This is a genomic window from Micromonospora costi, from assembly GCF_003626655.1.
GTDB lineage: Bacteria > Actinomycetota > Actinomycetes > Mycobacteriales > Micromonosporaceae > Micromonospora > Micromonospora costi.
This window is the reverse complement of sequence record NZ_RBAN01000001.1, coordinates 114727-133763: the sequence shown is the minus strand read 5'-3', so window position 1 is coordinate 133763 and position 19037 is coordinate 114727. Positions and strand designations below refer to the sequence as shown.

Below are 19037 nucleotides of genomic sequence, written 5' to 3'. Positions count from 1 at the left end.
GACGACGCAAACCTCTTGATCATCGGCGGAAGGGCGGCGGCGTGACCGTACTCGTGGTGGGGGCCAGCGGGTTCCTGGGCGCGGAGGTGTGCCGGCAGGCCGTCGCCGCGGGGCGACGGGTCGTCGGGACGTACCACTCGGGCGCCGTCGCGGTGCCGGGCGTCGAGGGCCACCGGCTCGACGTCACCGATCGGGCCGCGGTGCGCGCGCTGGTCGCGCGGGTGCGGCCCGCGGTCGTGGTGGGCACCCCCTACCGGTACGCCGACTGGGCGGTGACCGCCGACGGCGCGGCGCACGTGGCGTACGCGGCCGCCGAGGCGGGGGCGCGGCTCGTGCACCTCTCCAGCGACGCGCTGCACGCCGGCCGTCCCGAGCCGTACGGGGACGACGAGCCGCCGAGCCCCGTCTTCCCGTACGGAGCCGCGAAGGCGGCGGCCGAGACGGCCGTCCGGGCGATCGACCCCACCGCCGTGCTCGTGCGGACCTCGCTCATCCTCGGCGAGGGCAGCAAGCAGATCCAGCTCTGCCGGGACGCGCTCGCCGGTCGGGCGGTCCTGTTCACCGACGAGCTCCGCTGCCCGATCGACGTGGCGGACCTGGCCGCGGCCGTGCTCGAACTCGCCGACACGGACCACGCCGGCGTGCTGAACGTGGCCGGCCCGGACGCGGTGAGCCGCGCCGACCTCGGGCTGCTGGTGGCCCGCCGGGAGGGGCTCGACCCGGCCGGTATGAAGACCAGCACCGGCGCCGAGGCGGGGGTGCTGCGCCCCACCGACGTACGCCTCGACTCCAGGCGCGCCGCCGGCCTGCTCCGGACGCGGCTGCGCGGCGTGCGGGAATTCCTCGCCGCCTGACCTTCCCTCGCTCGCCCCACGCTCATGCACAATTCCTATGCACAACTCTTGTGCATAGGAATTGTGCACAGTTATTGTGCAAGCATGGCGAACGAGGACCCGACCACACCGCCGGCCCCGCGCACCGTCCACCTGGACGCGCGGCAGGTCCGCACCCTCGCCCATCCGCTGCGGATGCGGCTGCTCGGCACCCTGCGGGTGGACGGCCCCGCCACGGCCACCTCACTCGCCGAGAAGCTCGACACCAACACCGGAGCGACGAGCTACCACCTGCGGCAACTCGCCGAGGTGGGGCTGGTCACCGAGGACCCGGACCGGGGCACCGGCCGCCAGCGGTGGTGGCGCGCGGAGCACGACATCAGCAACTTCGAGCCGACCGAGTTCGACGACGACCCGGACGCCCGGGCGGCGGTGCGATGGATCGAGGCCAACCACGTCCGGCTGATGGCCGAGCAGGCGGAACGGTGGATCGCCACCGTGGAGGAGGAGCCGCGCGCCTGGCGGGACGTCGCCAGCCTGAGCGACATGGTCCTGACGCTCACCCCGGACCGCCTCCGCGAGCTGAACGAGGAGCTGTGGCGGGTGGTCATGCGCTACCACGAGGAGCCGCCGTCGGACGGGCCGGACGCCCGGCAGGTGCACGTCTTCCTGTCGGCCTTCCCCCGGGTGGAGGAGACGCGATGAGCGCCCTGTCCGTACGCCAGGTCCGGCAGCGCTACCTCGTCCTGCACGGCCTGCGCTGGCTGCCCACCGGCCTGATGGTCCCCGTGATGATCCTGCTCATGCAGGAGCGCGGCCTGTCCCTGTCGCAGATCGGTCTGGTGTCGGTCGCGCAGGGCCTGGTGGTGCTCGCGCTGGAGCTGCCGACCGGCGGGTTCGCCGACGCGCTCGGCCGGCGGCCGGTCCTCGTGGGGGCCTGGGTCCTCAACCTCGCCTCGCTACTGCTCTTCAGCGTGGCCGACTCCTTCGCGCTCTTCTTCATCGTCTGGGCCCTGCAGGGGGTCTTCCGCGCGCTGGACAGCGGCCCGCTGGAGTCCTGGTACGTCGACGCGACCCTCGCCGCAGATCCGGACGCGAAGTACGAGGCGGGGCTCGGGTACGCGGGGACCGTCATCGGCGTGGCCATCGGCGCCGGCGCGCTGATCAGTGGCGGGCTGGTGGCGCTCGGTCCGGTCGGGCCGGTCAGCGCGCTCACCGTCCCGGTCCTGGTCGCCGCGGCTCTCCAGGCGGTGGCCCTCGTGGCGCTGATCGTGCTGCTGCCGGAGGTGCGCGGGGGCACGGGTCGCGGCGCGCTGCGGGCGTCGATCGTCGAGGCGCCCCGGATGGTCGGGCAGGCGGTCGGCCTGCTGCGCCGCTCCCGGGTGCTGCTCGCCCTGGTGGCCGTCGAGCTGTTCTGGGGCTTCGGCATGGTCACCTTCGAGTCGCTGCTTCCGGTCCGCCTCTCCGAGGTCGTGGGCGGCGCCGAGCGGGCGGCGACGCTGCTCGGGCCCGCGAGCTCGGCGGCGTGGCTCGCCCAGGCGGCCGGGGCCGCGCTCACCCCGCTGCTGCTGCGCTGGCTGGGCGCCGCGCCGAGCGCCGCGCTCCTGCGCGTCGTCCAGGGCGTCACGGTGGTCGGCATGGGACTGTTCGCCGGGCCGGTCGGCGTGCTGATCGCGTACCTCGCCTGTTACACCGTGCACGGCGCGTCCAACCCCCTGCACATGGGTTTGCTGCACCGTCAGGTCGACGGCCCGTACCGCACCAGCGTCATCTCCCTGAACTCGATGATGGGCCAGCCCGGGTTCGCGATCGGCGCCGTGGGGCTCACCGCGCTCGCCGACCGGTCCAGTGTGACCACCGCGATGCTGGTCGGCGCGGTGGTGCTGGCCCTTGCCGCGCCGCTCTACCTCCCCGCGTGGCGGGCCGGCTCAGGCCAGGCGGACGGAGCTGCGGGGCAGGGTGTTGGTGAAGCCGAGCCGGCGGTAGAGCCGGACGGCGCCGACGTTCACGGTGTAGACGCCGAGCGCGACGAGGTCGAAGCGGGCCAGCAGCGCACGGGTCATCCCGGCGGTCAGCGCCGCGCCGAGGCCACGTCCCCGCTCGGCGGGCGCGACGGTCAGCCCCGCGAGGAAACCGACGTCACCGCGGCTGCGGTCCGCCCCGCAGGCGACCAGCCGGTCCCCGTCACGGATGCCGTACCAGTCGACGACCCGGGGGTCGCCCGGTCGTGAGGTGGTGGTCGGGAAGGCCTCCTCGATGAGCGCGTCGAGCGCCGGGTGGTCCGCCTCGGTGAGCCGGACCACCCGGTCCTCGCCGGGCTGGGGCGGCGGCGGGGCGTCCGTCCACAGGAAGTCCCACTCGTCGTGCTGGGCCACGGGCAGCCGGCCGGCCAGGTCGGCCGCGTCGAGCCGGGGAAGGTGCAGCCACTGGCCGGGCCCGAGCGCCCCCTCGGCGACCAGCGCGGCACACACGTCCAGCGCCGGCCCGGGGGCGCCGAGCGCGCCGCCGGCCGGCCCCTGGCCCTCCGGCAGCAGCCACACCAGGGCGCCGTCGCGCCGGTATCCGCGCGGCTCGCTGTCCCGCCAGAGCGAGTGGCGGGCGTACGGGTGGTGGGCGGCGGCAGCCAGGACGGCGGCCCGACCGTGCAGGACCTGGTCGGCGATGATCATGCGCTCAGCCTAGAAAGCCGCTGGCGGGGGACGTCCGCGGGTGTCCGGCCGACGCGGCTCGTCCACCGTGGAGATTGACGATCGGACCGATTGGGTACATCCCGCGCCGACCCACTGGGAACCCCCACCGGAGGAACGACATGCTCGCCATTCTCGCGGCGATCGTCTTCGGACTCGCCCTGCTGCTCGATCTGATGGACACCAACTTCGGCGCCCCCGACCTGTTCAACTGGAACACCCTCGTGCTCATCGGCCTGTTCCTGCTCGCGCTCTACCTCGCGGGCGTCGGCCGGGGGCCCGGCGGCAGCGGTCGTGGCCGCTGGTACTACGGCCGCCGCCCGGGCCGCGGCTGACCGTATCCGATCATCGAGGCCGGGCCGTGGCGCGATTCCGGTGCCGCGGACCCGGCCCGGTACTGTCTTCGTGATGGAGTCCGACGCCCTCTTCTCCCTCGGCGAACCCGCCGGAGCGCCCAGCGCCCCCGCGGGTTCCGGCGGTGTCGACGGATTCACCGTGGTGGGGCCCGATTCACCCCTGCCCGTCCGGATGCGCCCCGCGACCCTGGACGAGCTGGTCGGGCAGGACCACCTGCTCGCGCCCGGCGCGCCGCTGCGCCAGCTCGTGTCCGGCGGCGCGCCCATGTCGGTCATCCTGTGGGGGCCGCCGGGCAGCGGAAAGACAACGATCGCGCACCTCGTCGCGCACGCCACGGACCGCCGGTTCGTCGCGATGTCCGCGCTGTCGGCCGGCGTCAAGGACGTCCGCGCCGTCATCGAGACGGCCCGAAGGCAGCGGCGCTCCGGCGGCCCGCAGACCGTGCTCTTCATCGACGAGGTGCACCGGTTCAGCAAGACCCAGCAGGATTCGCTGCTCGCCGCCGTCGAGGACCGCACGGTCACGCTGCTCGCCGCCACCACCGAGAACCCGTACTTCTCGGTCATCTCGCCGCTGCTGTCGCGGTGCGTGCTGCTCACCCTCCAGCCGCTCGACGACGAGGCGGTCCGGGGCCTGCTGCGCCGCGCCGTCGCCGACGAGCGGGGCCTGAGCGGGGCGCTCACCCTCGACCCGGAGGCCGAGGACCACCTCGTCCGGCTGGCCGCCGGCGACGTACGCAAGGCGCTGACCGCGCTGGAGGCGGCCGCCGCGTCCGCGACGGCGCTCGGCACCGGGCGGATCGACCTCGGCACCGCCGAGCAGGCCGTCGACGTGGCCGCCGTCCGCTACGACCGCGACGGGGACGCGCACTACGACGTCATCAGCGCGTTCATCAAGAGCATGCGCGGTTCGGACGTGGACGCCGCGCTGCACTGGCTGGCCCGGATGCTGGTCGCGGGGGAGGACGCCCGGTTCATCGCCCGCCGGTTGGTGATCTTCGCGAGTGAGGACGTCGGCATGGCGGATCCGGGCGCGCTGAGCGTGGCCACCGCGGCCGCGCACGCCGTGGAGTTCGTGGGGCTGCCCGAGGCCCAGCTGAACCTCGCCCAGGCGGTGATCCACCTGGCCACCGCACCGAAGTCCAACTCGGCCACCACGGCGATCGGCGCGGCGATCGCCGACGTCCGGGCGGGGCGGGGCGGTCCGGTGCCGCGTGGCCTGCGCGACGCGCACTACGCGGGCGCGCGCGGGCTCGGTCACGGCGCCGGCTACCGGTACCCGCACGACGACCAGCGCGGCGTGCTCACCCAGCAGTACGTGCCCGACGACCTCGTCGGCACCGACTACTACCAGCCCAGCCAGCACGGCGCGGAGCGATCGGTGGCCGCCCGCCTGCCGCTGCTGCGCCGGATCGTCCGCGGCCTGCCCGCCCCGGCGACGCGGCAGGAGACGCCGGAGCCGTCGCGTGCCGAGGCGGCCCACGCGCCCGCGTCGCCCGCCGAGTCGTCGGCGCAGCGGCCGGAGACGGGTGCGGCGGGGTCGGCGCCGCCCGCCGCGGCGGCCGCCGCCCGCAACGGCGGCCGGCCGGCGGGCACGGGTGGCGGCGCTTCGGAGCAGGGCGGCACGGACGCCGCCGGGAAGGGTTCGCAGTGAGAGCGCGTGGTGGGGACCGGCCCGAGGACGGCCCGGACGAGCGGCGCGATCCCCGCGCCAAGGGCCGCCGCTGGGGGCGGGGCCGGGCCGAGGCCGAGCCGGAGGAGCCGGTCGCCGGCGAGGAGTTCGGCTGGATCGACGACCTGCGCACGGCGAAGCAACAGCGTGTCGAACTGGGACCGGACGGGGCCGACCCCGGCCCGTCGCCCGCGCCGCACGGTGGCGCACCGGTGCCACCGGCCAGGCCCGGCCCGGACGTCCCGCCGGCCGGCCGCGGTCCGGCGGGCCCGCCCGTCGCGCCACCGGCGCGCCGCGGCGGCCCGGGTGCCACGGGCGCGCGTCCCGCCGACGGCCCGTGGCCCGGCGCGGGTGACCCTCCCGCCGGGAACCGGCGCCCGGACCAGTCGCCGCCGGCGCCACCCGGCGCCGGGGGCCCGCCCGGCCCGGCCGCGCCACCCCATCCGCCCGCGCGCCGTGGGGCCGTATCCGTTCCCGGCACCGGTCCGCGCCCGACCTCGGGTGGCCCGGCGGGTCCGCGTCCCACGTCCGGCGGCCCGGCGGGACCGCATCCGACCTCGGGTGAGCCGGCGGGTCCGCGCCCCACGTCCGGCGGCCCGGTCGGTCCGCGTCCGACGTCGGGTGGCCCGGTGGCCCCACAGCCCGGCCCGCAGGGGGGCAGCGCGATCCCCGGCGGCCCGCAGGCTGGCCGCCCGATCCCCGGCGGCCAGCAGCCCGGCCCGCATCCGGGCCCGGCCGCGCCGGGCAGCCCGCAGGGGACCCGGCCAACCTCCGGTGGCCCGGCCGGCCGCTCGCCGCGGCCGGCACCGGGTGACCCAGCCGCGCCGCACGGCCCCCGATCGGCCCCCGACGGAGCGGGCGCGCCCGGCCCGCGGCCCCGCCCCGGCGAGCCCGCCGGCCCGTACGGCGGGTCGGCCCCGGTCCCCGGTGACCCGGCGTACCCCGCGCCGGGGGCACCCCCCGGTCCGGCTCGGACCCCGACCTCCGGCGCGGCGGCACGCCGGCCGGCCCCCGGCCGACGTGGCGGCGCCGACTCCACCGCCGGTCTGCCCGTGGGCCGGCGCGCGACCACCGATCCGGCCGACACCGGACCGGCCACCGCGCCCGACCTCGGCCCCACCGGGCCGGTCGGCCCGCGCCCCGAGCCGACCGGCGGCCACGCCCGCGTGAACCCGCGCCGGCGCGGTGCCGCCGACCCGGGCGAGGCGGCGCCGGCCGGTGCCGGACCGCGTGCCGATCGCCCCGCGGCGGGTGGCCGCCGGCGGGCCCCGGAGCCGGACGAGGTGCCCGCCACGGGCAACGCCCCGGCGGTCCCCGGGCCCGCGGGCACCGAGCCCGACGGTGCCCGGGCGGCCGGACGCCGCCGGCGGGCGGCTGAGGAACCCGAGGCCACGACACCCCGCCATCCGGCCGCACCCGAGGCCGGAACGCCCCGTCACCCGACGGGACCCGAGACCACCTCGCCGCGGCACCCGGCGGGACCCGAATCCACGACGCCCCGGCACCCGGCCGCACCCGAGGCCGGCCGGCCCGGGCGCCGGCGTGCCGCGGACGACGAGACCGCCACGCCGCGCGACCCGGAGGCGGGCCGCGCCGACCGACCCGAGCGCCCGGCCGACTGGCTGCGGCAGGCCGGCCGACTGCCGCACACCGACCCGAAGCTTCCGGTGATCAACCGGGGTGGCGCGGCGCCGTCCGGCCCCGCGCCGTCCGGGGACCGGTCCACCGGCCGACGGCCGGCGCCAGGCCTCGTGCCGCCCGGGCAGGATCCACCGCCCGCGCGACGGGCCGCCCGCCCCGCCGTGCCGCCCGGCGAGGAGCCGACCGGCGAACGGCCGATCGGCGCCCACGGCGACGGGCCGGCCGGCCGCCACGGCGTTCCCGCGGACGCGGGACGCGACGAACCGACGGGCCGGGGCACGGCACGGCCGGGCCCGGACGGCCCGGTACGCGGCAGCGCCCGTCCGGGCGCCGACCCGGCTCGTCCGGGACCGGACGGCCCGGTACGCGGCAGCGCCCGTCCGGGCGCCGACCCGGCTCGTCCGGGACCGGACGGTCCGGTGCGGGGCGCGGCGCGTCCCGCGCCCGGTCCCGAACCGGCGGCCGGCCCGGCCCGCGGCGCGGCTCGCCCCGGTGCCGACGGGCCCGCCCGCGGCGCCGCGCGTCCCACCGCCGACGGTCCCGCCCGGGGCGCCTCCCGCCCCGACGCCGGGCCGCGGCCCGGCCCCGAACCGGCCGGACGGCCGAGACCCGACGGTCCCGGTCGCCCGCCCGCGCCCGACGACCACGGCCGCCCTGGCCCCCGCCCCGGCGCGGCCGCCGGCGCCGCCGCGGTCGGAGCCGCCGCGGCCGCCCGCGTCCCCGGCGCCGGGCGACCCGCTCCCGAGGACCGGGTGGCCGGTCGGGCGCTGCCGCCGCAGCGGGAACCGGGCCGGCCCGAGCCGTCCGGCGTCTCGCCGATCCCGGCCGCCGCCCCGGCCGACCCGCCCGCGGTCGCCCGCGCCGCCGCCGTCGTACCGCCGCCCGCGCCGCCGGCCCCGGAACCGGTGGACGGCCCGCCCCTGCGCCGCGCCGCCGACTCCGACGGCGCCGGGGACGACACCACACCGGACGAGGGCGGGCTACGCGGCGCCCGTTCCGAACTGCGCCGGCAGATGCGGGAACGCCGCCGGCTGCGGATGGCGGTCCTGGCGCTGGTCAGCCTGGTCCTGCTCGGTGCGGTGCCGCTCTACTTCGGTTTCCGGACGCTGAGTCGCGACCCGGTGTTCGACACCCTCGACGAACTGGCCGTGCCCGGCTGGGCGGCCACGAAGACGGTCGACGACGTCAGCGGCAGCCGGTGGTGCCTGCTGGAGTGCCGCCTGCGGGAGCGCACGGTCACCTCGGAGCGACCGCCCGAGGAGACCGTCAAGGTCTACGAGGACGCGTTGCGGCAGGACGGGTGGCGCCCGTGGAAGGTGGCCCGGTGCCCGGAGCAGCAGGAGAAGGGCAGCTACACCTGCTGGCGGCGGGACGAGCTGACCCTCGACCTGTGGGTGCGCCCGCCGGCCTGCGTGCCCCCGCCCGTCGACGGCGAGCCGGCCATCGTGCCGTCTCCCGACCCGTCGGCCGCTGCGGGGGAGTGCGCCGGGTCGTTGGTGTCGGTGAAGGTCCGCAACGCGATCGACGACGAGCGGACCCGGCCCCTGCCCAGCACCGACCCGTCACTCACCGGCGAGGATCCGTTCCCGACGTTGACGGCGGATCCGCTGGGTGAACTGACACCTTCACCGTCGTGAGCCGATTTCCATCACGGACGGTAGGGTCTGGGGCTGGCGGGGCCGCCTGCTCCCGCTGACCGGTGACGGTCACGATGCGGCGGTCCGGGGTACGACGGGTCGCGCGTTCCGGGGTCGTCCGGTTCGGCGGAACTCTGCTTAGGAGGACAGGCGTGGGCATTTTGGAGGTCGCGGCGCTGATCGCGGCGATCGCGTTCGCGATGCTGGTGTTGATCCTGACCCTGCCCATCCTGCGGCTGCGGCACACGGTGGACGCCACCACCCGGATGATCAACGACCTGAACGACCGGACGGCGCCGCTGCTCGGTGACGTGAACACCACGGTGAGGAACGTCAACACCACGCTGGAGCAGGTGCAGACCTCGCTCGACGGTGTCAACCTCCAGCTCGCGAAGGTCGACACGATGACCGGTCACGCCCAGAACGTCACCGCCAACGTCGCGAACCTGGTCGCCGTGGTCTCCGCCGCCGCCGCGAACCCGCTCGTCAAGGTCGCGGCCTTCGGCTACGGCGTCCGGAAGGCGGCCGCGGCCCGCCGGCACGCCGAGACCGAGCGCGAGGTGCGCGACGTCATCAAGCAGCAGCGGCGCGCCACCCGGCGCGCCGAGCGCTGACCGGCCGGGCGACCAGGAGGTACGAGGGGCATGAGACGCTTGTTCTGGCTCGGCGTCGGGCTGGCCGTCGGGGTGGTGGTGGTCCGCAAGGCCACCCGCACCGCGCAGTCGTACACTCCGGCCGGCATCGCGAGCACGGTGTCGCAATCCGCTGGCGGCCTTGTCGGGTCGCTACGTAGCTTCGTGGAGGACGTCCGGGTCGGGATGGCCGAGCGCGAGCAGGAGATCCACGAGGCGTTCGCCCACGGTGAGGCGTTCGACGACCAGTTCGCCGACCTGCGGGAGGACCCGCGGATCGGCGACCGAGAAATCTTTCCGGAGGAACACCAGCGATGAAGACGGCGGAGATCAAGCGGCGGTACCTCGCCCACTTCGAGGCGAACGGCCACGTCGTGGTGCCGTCCGCTCCGCTGCCCGCCATCAGCGACCCGAACCTGCTGTTCGTCAACGCCGGCATGGTGCAGTTCGTCCCCTACTTCCTGGGCCAGCAGACGCCGCCGTACCCGCGCGCCGTCAGCGTGCAGAAGTGCATCCGCACCCCGGACATCGACGAGGTCGGCAAGACCAGCCGGCACGGCACGTTCTTCCAGATGAACGGCAACTTCTCCTTCGGTGACTACTTCAAGGCGGGCGCGATCCCGCTCGCCTGGGACCTCGTCACCAAGTCCGTCGCCGACGGCGGGTTCGGCCTCGACCCCGAGCGGATCTGGCCGACGGTCTACCTCGACGACGACGAGGCGTTCGAGATCTGGCGCTCGGTGGGGATTCCGGCCGAGCGGATCGTCCGCCGCGGCAAGGCGGACAACTTCTGGTCGATGGGCATCCCCGGCCCGTGCGGCCCGTCCTCCGAGCTGTTCTACGACCGCGGCCCCCAGTACGGCCAGGAGGGCGGCCCGGCGGTCGACGAGGACCGCTACATGGAGTTCTGGAACCTCGTCTTCATGCAGTACGAGCGGGGTCCGGGCACCACCAAGGAGGACTACCCGATCCTCGGCGACCTGCCCGCCAAGAACATCGACACCGGCATGGGCCTGGAGCGGATGGCCTCGATCCTCCAGGGCGTCGACAACCTCTACGAGATCGACGAGGTCCGGCCGATCCTGGCCCGGGCGGCCGAGCTGACCGGCAAGCGGTACGGCGCCGGCTCCAGCCACGTGGCCAGCGAGTCGCACCCGGACGACGTGCGGCTGCGCGTGGTCGCCGACCACGTGCGGACCGCGCTGATGCTGATCGGCGACGGCGTGACCCCGTCCAACGAGGGGCGCGGCTACGTGCTGCGCCGCATCATGCGCCGGGCGATCCGGGCGGTGCGGCTGCTGGGCTGGCAGGAGCGGGCGCTGCCCGAGCTGCTTCCGGTGGCCCGCGACTGCATGGCGCCGTCGTACCCGGAGCTGGCCGAGGACTTCGACCGGATCGCCGACTACGCGTACGCGGAGGAGGACGCCTTCCTCTCCACGCTGCGCGCCGGCACCACGATCCTGGACACCGCGATCGCGGAGACCCGCAGCGCCGGTGGCGCCGCCCTCTCCGGCGAGAAGGCGTTCCAGCTGCACGACACGTACGGCTTCCCCATCGACCTGACCCTGGAGATCGCGGCCGAGCAGGGCCTGCAGGTGGACGCCGAGGGCTTCCGCCGGCTGATGGCCGACCAGCGGGCCCGGGCCAAGGCGGACGCGCAGGCCCGCAAGACCGGGCACACCGACCTGTCGGCGTACCGGGCGGTGCTGGACGCGGGCGGCCCGGTGGAGTTCACCGGCTACAGCGAGGTGTCCCGCGAGTCGCGGATCCGGGCGCTGCTCGGGGCCGCGGGTCCGCTGGGCGGGGCGACCGAGGGGGAGACGGTCGAGCTGGTGCTCGACACCACCCCCTTCTACGCCGAGGGCGGCGGTCAGCAGCCCGACCACGGCCTGATCACGGTCGGCGAGGGTCAGCTCGAGGTGCTCGACGTCCAGCAGCCGGTGCCGGGCCTCATCGTGCACCGGGCCCGGGTGGTCCGGGGTGAGGTGCGCCCGGGGGAGACCGGCTTCGCCGAGATCGACACGAGCCGGCGGCGGGCCATCTCCCGTTCGCACACGGCCACGCACCTCGTGCACCAGACCATGCGCAACTTCCTCGGCGAGTCGGCCACCCAGGCCGGGTCGCTGAACGCGCCCGGCCGGCTGCGCTTCGACTTCAACACCCCCACCGGCGTGGCGCCGAGCGTCCTGCGCGACGTCGAGCAGCAGGTCAACGAGGTGCTGCTGGCCGACCTGGAGGTGCACGCCTTCATCACGTCGCTGGACGAGGCGCGGCGGATCGGCGCGATGGCGCTGTTCGGTGAGAAGTACGGCGAGCACGTGCGGGTCGTCGAGGTCGGCGACTACGCCCGGGAGCTGTGCGGCGGCACGCACGTGGCCCGCTCCGCGCAGCTCGGCCTCGTGAAGATCCTCTCCGAGTCGTCCATCGGGTCCGGCGTCCGCCGGGTCGAGGCGCTGGTCGGGATGGACGCGTTCAACTTCCTGGCCCGCGAGCACCTGCTGGTCTCCCGCCTCGCCGAGCTGTACCGGGTGCCGTCGGAGCAGGTCGCCGACCGGGTGGAGCAGACCGTCACCCAGCTGCGCGACGCCGAGAAGGAGCTGGAGAAGCTCCGCGCGCAGCTGGTGCTGGGCGGGGCGGGGGCGCTCGCCGCGCAGGCCCGGGACGTGCGCGGGGTCGCGTACGTCGGCACGGAGGCGCCGGAGGGCGCGGCCGGCAACGACGTGCGGACCCTCGCCCAGGAGATCCGGGGCAAGATCGATCCGGCGAAGCCGGCCGTGGTGGCCGTGGCGGCCCGCGCCAACGGCAAGGCGTCGCTCGTGGTCGCGGTGAACCAGGCGGCCCGTTCCCGGGGTCTGGCCGCGTCCGACCTGGTGAAGGCGGCCTTCTCGGGCCGCGGAGGTGGCAGCCCCGACCTGGCGCAGGGCGGTGGCCTGCCGGCGGCCGAGGCGCCGAACCTGCTCCTCACCGTCGAGAAGGCGATCTCCGAGGCGTGATGGGCCACCATACGCGGCCAGGGCGGACCGGACGGTCCGCCCTGGCTCGTCACACCGGGGGAGTGACCACCGGTGACTGAGTTGTCGCGTGGGGTCCGGCTCGGCGTGGACGTCGGTCAGGTCCGGGTGGGCGTCGCCCGGTCGGACCCGCACGGCGTGCTGGCCACCCCGCTCGTCACCCTCGCCCGGGACCGCACGGCGGCGCCCGACGCCGTTCCCAGCGACCTCGCCGAGCTGGCCGCCCTGGTCGCCGAGCACGAGGCCGTCGAGGTCGTCGTCGGCCTTCCGGTCAACCTCGCGGGCCGGCACGGGCCGGCCGCCGTCCAGGTGACGGCGTACGCTGACCGGTTGGCCGATGTAATAGCGCCTGTCCCGGTAACGCTCACCGACGAGAGGATGTCGACGGTCGTGGCTTCTCGTAGGCTGGCCGAACGTGGTGTCCGAGGCAAACGTCAACGCGCGGTGGTCGACCAGGCCGCCGCGGTCGAGATCCTGCAGAGCTGGCTGGACGCGCAGCGGAGGCGGACCTGATGATCGACGAACTGGACCTGGGCTTCGATGAGCCGGAGCGGGGGCAGAAGGGCCGGCACCGGCGCGGCTTCGTCCGCAAGCGCAACGGCAAGTCCGGCGGGCGGGGCAAGACCGTCCTGGCGCTGCTGCTCGCCCTCGTCCTGCTCGGCGGCATCGGGGGCGGCGCGTTCTACGGGTTCGACCGGGTCCAGAGCTACTTCGTCACCCCCGACTACGACGGGGCGGGCACCGGCGAGGTCACCGTCGAGATCAAACAGGGCGCGCTGATCGCCGACATGGCCGACGCGCTCTACAGCGCCGGCGTGGTGAAGAGTTCCAAGGCGTTCATCGAGGCGGCCGCGGAGAACTCGCGCAGCAAGAACATCCAGCCGGGGACGTACAAGCTGCGCAAGCAGATGAGCGGCGCGCACGCGGTCACGGCGCTGCTCGACCTGAAGAACAAGATCGTCAACGGGATCACCATCCCCGAGGGCCGCACCGCCAAGAACGTCTACAAGCTGCTCTCGGAGAAGACCGACATCCCGGTCAAGGAGTTCGAGACCGCCGCGAAGGACCCCCTCGCGCTCGGCGTGCCGGACTGGTGGTTCAAGCGCAGTGACGGCAAGAAGGTCAAGCCGTCGATCGAGGGCTTCCTCTACCCGGACACGTACGAGATCCCGCCGAAGGCCACCGCGGAGAGCATCCTCAAGCTGATGGTCGACAACTTCCTCTCGGTGACCGGGCAGATGGAGTTCGCCGACCGGGTGCAGAAGGAGCGGGGCGGCATCACCCCGTACGAGGCGCTGGTCGTCGCGTCGCTGGCGCAGGCCGAGGCCGGCAACAAGGACGACCTCGGCAAGGTCGCCCGCGTGGCCTACAACCGGGTCTACGGCGAGTTCCCGTGCGGCTGCCTGGAGATGGACGTCACGGTCAACTACTACCTCGAGGCGACCGGCCAGCAGACCAAGGCGTCCAAGGACATGACGCCCGCCGACCTGGACAACCCGAAGAACCCGTACAACCGGAAGCTCAAGGGCCTCGTCCCCACGCCGATCAACAACCCGGGCAAGGAGGCCATGGCGGGGGCCATGGACCCGCCGCCCGGCAAGTGGCTGTTCTTCGTGGCCATCGACAAGCAGGGGCACTCCGCGTTCGCGGACACGTACGAGCAGCACCAGCGGAACGAGGCCAAGGCCCGGGAGGCCGGGATCATCTGATGGCGACGCCACGGCGGGCGGCGGTGCTCGGCAAGCCGATCGCGCACTCCCTCTCCCCGGTGATCCACAACGCCGGCTACGCGGCGGCGGGGCTGGCCGGCTGGTCGTACGACCGGATCGAGTGCGCGGAGTCGGAGCTGCCGGGCCTCGTGGCCGGCCTGGGCCCGGAGTGGGCCGGGCTGTCGGTGACCATGCCGGGCAAGGAGGCGGCGCTCGCGGTGGCCGACGCCGCCTCGGCGGTCGCCCGCGCGGTCGGCGCGGCCAACACGCTGGTACGCCGCCCGGACGGCAGCTGGTACGCCGACAACACCGACGTGACCGGCATGGTCGAGGTGCTGGGGCGGGCCGGTGTCCGGCCCGGCGCCGTCGTGACGGTGCTGGGCGCGGGCGGCACGGCGCGGGCGGCCCTCGCCGCGGCCGCCCGCCTCGACGCCCGGTCGGTGACCGTGGTGGCCCGCCGCGCCGCGGCCGTCGACGAGCTGCGGCCGGTGGCCGGCGCGGTCGGCGTGCCGGTCGCGGGCGCGGCGTGGGCCGACGCGGCCCCGCACCTGGGCGCCGACGTGGTGGTCTCGACCGTGCCGAAGGGGGTCGCCGACCCGCTCGCCGCGGAGGGCGCGTTCCGGCCGGGGACGGTGGTCTTCGACGCGCTCTACGACCCCTGGCCGACCCCGCTGGCCGCCGCCGCGACTGCCGCCGGGTGCCGGATCGTCTCCGGGCTCGACCTGCTGCTGGCCCAGGCCGTCGGGCAGTTCGAGCAGTTCACCGGCGTGCCGGCGCCCCGCGAGGCGATGGCCGCCGCGCTGGTCGCTGCGCGCGCCTGACCTCTGTTGCCGCCGCGCCGACCACGCCGCCGCGCCGGCACTGTGGCACCCCTTAGCCGACGGTTAAGACGCGCTTAGGTCGTCCCGACATCTCCGCGACACGCCTCGTCCGTCGATACGCTGCTCTCCGTCACCGACACCGACACAGGGAGTGGCCGTGGCCAGGCGTGGACTGCACCGACGTCCCGGCGTCCGCCGGCGCAAGGCCGTCACCCTCGGCGTGCTCGGGGCGTCGGTGGTGGCCGGCATCGTGGCCACGATGATGCCGCTGCTGGCCGCGGAGGACGTCTCGATCGCGGCGGTCGCCGACACCACGGCCACAACGGTGCCCCAGGACGGGGACAACGCGGCGAAGACCACCCTCGCCACCTGCCCGGCCCGGTGCGACGGCAACCCGCGCGGCGGCCGCGACGCCGTCGTCCGGTTCGCGGTCGCCACGCTGCCGGCCCGCGCCGTCAACGTGAAGGCGACCCTCCGGGTGTACGCGTGGCGGACGGCCGACGCCGCGGTGACCGCGTACGCCTCGCCGGTCGACGCCGCGGCGGCGCGTCCCGTCCCGGCGGCCCCGGGGCCCGCCCTCGCCACCGTCACCGGGGTGCGCCCCGGTTTCAACTCCTGGGACGTCTCCCGCCTGGTGACGGGCAACGGCACCTGGACCGTGTCGCTGTCGCAGACCGGGTTCGCCAGCCGGGTCTACTGGGCGTCCACCGAGCACCGGGACCCGCAACTGCGTCCCCGCCTGCTCGTCACCTACGACCTTGGCGCCGCGCCGTCGCCGGCCGCCACCACCACCCGCCCGGCGCCGCCGCCCGCGACCGTGTCGCCCAGCGCCCCGGCCCGGCCCTCGCCGACCGCCGGCCCCACCCGGTCCACGGCGTCGCCGACGTCGAGCGCGCCCACCGGCTCCGGCCGGTGCGGCGAGGTGTCGGCGACCCTCGTGCCGTCCTGCGGCGCGTGGTGGGGCATGTACGCGCCGACCAGCGCGGCCGACGGCTGGGACCACGGGCGGCCCGTCGCCGAGGTGGAGGCGCAGGTCGGGCGGCGGTTCGACATCGTGCACCGCTACCACGACTTCTCCAACACGGGCAGCAACGGCGCCTTCCCCGACGTCTACGAGCGCCAGCAGATGCGCGAGGGCCGCCTGATGTTCTTCGCCTGGGAGTCCCGCGTCTTCGCCACCGGCACGGTGCTGACCTGGGCCGACGTCTACAGTGGCCGGTACGACGCGACCATCGACGCGGTGGCGGGCCGGATCCGGGACGCCGGCGTGCCCGTCTTCCTGGGCTTCGACCACGAGCCGGAGGACGACCCGGCCAAGGGCACCGACGCGGACTTCGTCCGCGCCTGGCGGCACGTGCACGACCGGTTCGCGGCGGCCGGCGCGCACAACGCCGTGTGGGTCTGGACGGTGATGGGCTGGTCCGGCCACTACGACCGCTATCCCGGCCTGTACCCGGGCGACGGGTACGTCGACTGGGTGGCCTACGACCCGTACAACTTCCACGTCTGCAACGGCAACACGGTGTGGAAGAGCCCGAGCGCCACCGTCGGCACCTTCTACCGCTGGCTCGACGAGCACGGCATCGGCGCCGGCAAGCCGCGGATGCTCGCCGAGTTCGGCACGAACCGCCACACCGCCGACCCGGACGCCAAGCGGCGGTGGTTCGAGGAGTTCCCGGCGGCGCTCAAGGCGCACCCGAAGATCAAGGCCGCCGTCTACTTCAACTCGGCCGGCATGACCACGACGTCCGCCACCTGCGACATGACGATGAACCACGACGCCTCGGCGCTCGCCGGGTTCGCCCGCGCCGGGCAGGACGACTACCTGCGGCAGCCCACGAAAGGCACCCCTTGATGCGCCTTGTCCGCGATCGCCGGACGAGTCGGACATCCGACTCCGATCGCTGACCGGCCAATCGGTGGATGTCGCGCACCGTGGTCGGCGGTGCACGCTACGCGAGGTCTCATCCACCTTGGAGGCGCAGCGTGCCCGAACTCCCGTCCCTCCGGCGTCCCGCCGGACGACGTCGCATCCTGGCGGGCGCGGTGGCCCTGACCGCTGTCGCCGCGGTGCTGGCCGTGCCGACCGCGTCCGCCGCGGCCATCGTACCCGCCCCGCAGGCGGCGACCCTGGTCGCGACCAACCCGGCCGACACCACCCCGCACGCCCGTGACGGCGAGACCCGCGCGTTCGCGCAGGTCGGCACGATGGTGTACGTCGGCGGCAGCTTCACCCAGATCCGTCAGACCGCCGGTTCCGCGTGGGTCACCCGGCCCTACCTGTTCGCGTACGACCGGAGCACCGGCACGATCTCCACCACGTTCCTGCCCGCGCTCGACGGGGCGGTCAACTCGCTGGTCGCCGGCCCCGGCGGGACGCTCATCGTCGGCGGCGCCTTCAAGACCGTCAACGGCGTCTCCCGCAAGAACCTCGTGGCACTGAACCCGACCACCGGGGCGACGGTCGCCGGCTGGGCCGGCCGGTCCGACGGCGGGATGATCCGCGACATGGCCCTGCAGGGCGGCTGGCTCTACGTGGCCGGCGCCTTCAACTGGCTCAACGGCGCGGCGCACTCGGGCCTCGGCCGGCTCGACGCCGCCACCGGCGCCGTCGACCCGACCTTCGCCGTGGACGCCACCGTCGGCCGCCACGGCACCGGCTCGTACGCCTGGACCATCGACGTGTCGCCGGACGGCCGCACGCTGGTCGCGGGCGGCAACTTCACGTCCGTCGACGGCCTGCCGCGCAACCAGATCGTGCTGGTCGACCTGACCGGGACCCCGAGCGTGGTCGACTGGAGCACCCAGAAGTTCGTGGATCCGTGCGCCTCGCCGGCGTCGTTCGTCCACTACGTGCAGGACGTCGAGTTCGGCCCCGACGGCAGCTGGTTCGTGGTGGGCACCAACGGGGGCGCCGGCTGGCCGGCCGCGTACTGCGACGCGCTGGTGCGGTTCGAGACCGCCGCCCGGGGCGGCGGGCAGGTCGCCACCTGGGTGAACTTCACCGGCAACGACACCATCACCTCGGTCGAGGTGGCCGACAACGTGATCTACCTGGGCGGGCACTTCCGCTGGCTGAACAACCCGAACGCGACCGACGCGGCCGGCCCCGGCGCGATCGACCGCCTGGGCATCGCCGCGGTCACCCCGGCCACCGGCCTGCCGCTCAACTGGAATCCCGGCCGTCGCGGCAGCGCCACCATGCCGCCCGGCACCAGCACCTGGGGTTCCCAGGTGCCCGTGCTCTGGCGCGGCAGCGACGGGCTCTACTTCGGGCACAACTCCGACGGGATGGGCAGCGAGTACCACGGCCGCCTCGGCATGTTCCCCCTCGCCGGCGGGCGCACCGTCACCCCGAAGAACCCGCCGACCGCCACCACCGGATACCTCTACCTCGGCACCGCCGAGGGGCAGCTCGCCAAGGTGCCGTTCACGGGGGCGTCGCTCGGCGCCGCGACCACGGTCAGCCAGCCCGCCTACACGGGCGCCGGGGCGACCTGGCGGGTGAGCGACCGGATCTACTGGTCGCACGTCGTCGCCGGCACCCCCACCGGCAGCCGCCTCGACATCTCGATGTTCACCGGGGGCGCCATCGGCGTGCCGTGGGAGTCGTCCGGCTACAACGACTGGTTCAACCCGGCGGCGCTCACCGGCGCGTTCTTCCTCGACGGCCGGCTCTACTACACCCGCACCGGCGCCAACGCCCTCTACTACCGCTACTTCGAGGTGGACGGCAACTACCTGGGCGCCACCGAGTTCACCCTGCCCACCACCGGGATCACCTGGTCGGCGGTGCGCGGCATGGCCTGGGTGGGCGGCCGGATCGTCTACGGGTCGACCGACAGCGCCCTCCGCGCCGTGCCGTTCGACCCCACGGCGGCACCGGCCGTCGGCGCGCCGCCGACGCTGATCGCTCCGGCGGGCCCGGGGCTGCACTGGTCGACGCCGCGGATGTTCTTCTCCACGCAGTGACGGACTCACCGTCCGTGACAGATCCGCCGCCGATCGCTATGGTCGCCTGACACCCACGACAAACGG

The 19037-nt window shown here is 75.1% G+C and carries 14 protein-coding genes and 1 pseudogene; 14 read left to right on the top strand and 1 reads right to left on the bottom strand.

The genetic code is table 11. The features are described 5' to 3' along the window. Positions 1–41 precede the first annotated feature (41 nt). The 3 genes and pseudogenes from D7193_RS00610 to D7193_RS00600 all read left to right on the top strand — a co-directional run. Positions 42–854, top strand: coding sequence for a sugar nucleotide-binding protein (locus D7193_RS00610; RefSeq protein ID WP_120777426.1), 813 nt, complete (start codon positions 42–44; stop codon positions 852–854). Positions 855–938: 84 nt separating this feature from the next. Continuing rightward, positions 939–1538: an ArsR/SmtB family transcription factor gene (locus tag D7193_RS00605; RefSeq protein WP_120777425.1), complete on the top strand. Its 600-nt coding sequence runs from the start codon at positions 939–941 to the stop codon at positions 1536–1538. After that, positions 1535–2768 (top strand): annotated as a pseudogene (locus D7193_RS00600) (MFS transporter); the annotation flags it as partial. The gene D7193_RS00605 and the pseudogene D7193_RS00600, both read left to right, overlap by 4 nt. Here D7193_RS00600 and D7193_RS00595 read toward each other — a convergent pair. Then, entirely contained in the window at positions 2762–3502 is a 741-nt protein-coding gene (locus tag D7193_RS00595) for a GNAT family N-acetyltransferase (RefSeq protein ID WP_120777424.1), read from the bottom strand. The pseudogene D7193_RS00600 and the gene D7193_RS00595 overlap by 7 nt on opposite strands. Before the next feature lie 140 nt (positions 3503–3642). Between D7193_RS00595 and D7193_RS00590 the strand changes: the two genes are divergently transcribed. From D7193_RS00590 to D7193_RS00540, 11 genes are all read left to right on the top strand, one after another. Next, the gene (locus tag D7193_RS00590; RefSeq protein WP_120777423.1) at positions 3643–3855 is read left to right on the top strand and encodes a hypothetical protein; all 213 of its coding nucleotides are present in this window, start codon (positions 3643–3645) and stop codon (positions 3853–3855) included. Positions 3856–3928: 73 nt separating this feature from the next. Then, the gene (locus D7193_RS00585; protein ID WP_120777422.1) at positions 3929–5530 is read left to right on the top strand and encodes a replication-associated recombination protein A; all 1602 of its coding nucleotides are present in this window, start codon (positions 3929–3931) and stop codon (positions 5528–5530) included. A 2672-nt stretch (positions 5531–8202) separates the two neighbouring features. Next, positions 8203–8826, top strand: coding sequence for a hypothetical protein (locus D7193_RS00580; protein ID WP_120779146.1), 624 nt, complete (start codon positions 8203–8205; stop codon positions 8824–8826). Positions 8827–8978: 152 nt separating this feature from the next. Beyond that, entirely contained in the window at positions 8979–9440 is a 462-nt protein-coding gene (locus D7193_RS00575; RefSeq protein WP_120777421.1) for a DUF948 domain-containing protein, read from the top strand. 30 nt (positions 9441–9470) lie between these two features. After that, on the top strand, positions 9471–9776 hold the full coding sequence (locus tag D7193_RS00570; RefSeq protein WP_120777420.1) for a hypothetical protein: 306 nt from the start codon (positions 9471–9473) through the stop codon (positions 9774–9776). Continuing rightward, positions 9773–12451: an alanine--tRNA ligase gene (gene alaS, locus D7193_RS00565; protein ID WP_120777419.1), complete on the top strand. Its 2679-nt coding sequence runs from the start codon at positions 9773–9775 to the stop codon at positions 12449–12451. Before D7193_RS00570 ends, alaS begins: the two co-directional genes overlap by 4 nt. Before the next feature lie 72 nt (positions 12452–12523). Continuing rightward, positions 12524–12982: a Holliday junction resolvase RuvX gene (ruvX, locus tag D7193_RS00560; RefSeq protein ID WP_120777418.1), complete on the top strand. Its 459-nt coding sequence runs from the start codon at positions 12524–12526 to the stop codon at positions 12980–12982. Then, positions 12982–14178, top strand: coding sequence for an endolytic transglycosylase MltG (gene mltG / locus D7193_RS00555; protein WP_120777417.1), 1197 nt, complete (start codon positions 12982–12984; stop codon positions 14176–14178). Before ruvX ends, mltG begins: the two co-directional genes overlap by 1 nt. Further along, positions 14178–14999: a shikimate dehydrogenase gene (locus tag D7193_RS00550; protein WP_120777416.1), complete on the top strand. Its 822-nt coding sequence runs from the start codon at positions 14178–14180 to the stop codon at positions 14997–14999. The genes mltG and D7193_RS00550 overlap by 1 nt, the downstream gene beginning before the upstream one ends. 157 nt (positions 15000–15156) lie before the next feature. Beyond that, positions 15157–16854, top strand: a complete 1698-nt coding sequence (locus D7193_RS00545) for a glycosyl hydrolase (RefSeq protein WP_120779145.1) — start codon at positions 15157–15159, stop codon at positions 16852–16854. A 191-nt stretch (positions 16855–17045) separates the two neighbouring features. Continuing rightward, positions 17046–18971 carry an NHL repeat-containing protein gene (locus D7193_RS00540; protein ID WP_241562767.1) on the top strand — a complete coding sequence of 642 codons (1926 nt, stop codon included), beginning with the start codon at positions 17046–17048 and terminating at the stop codon, positions 18969–18971. Positions 18972–19037 lie beyond the last annotated feature (66 nt).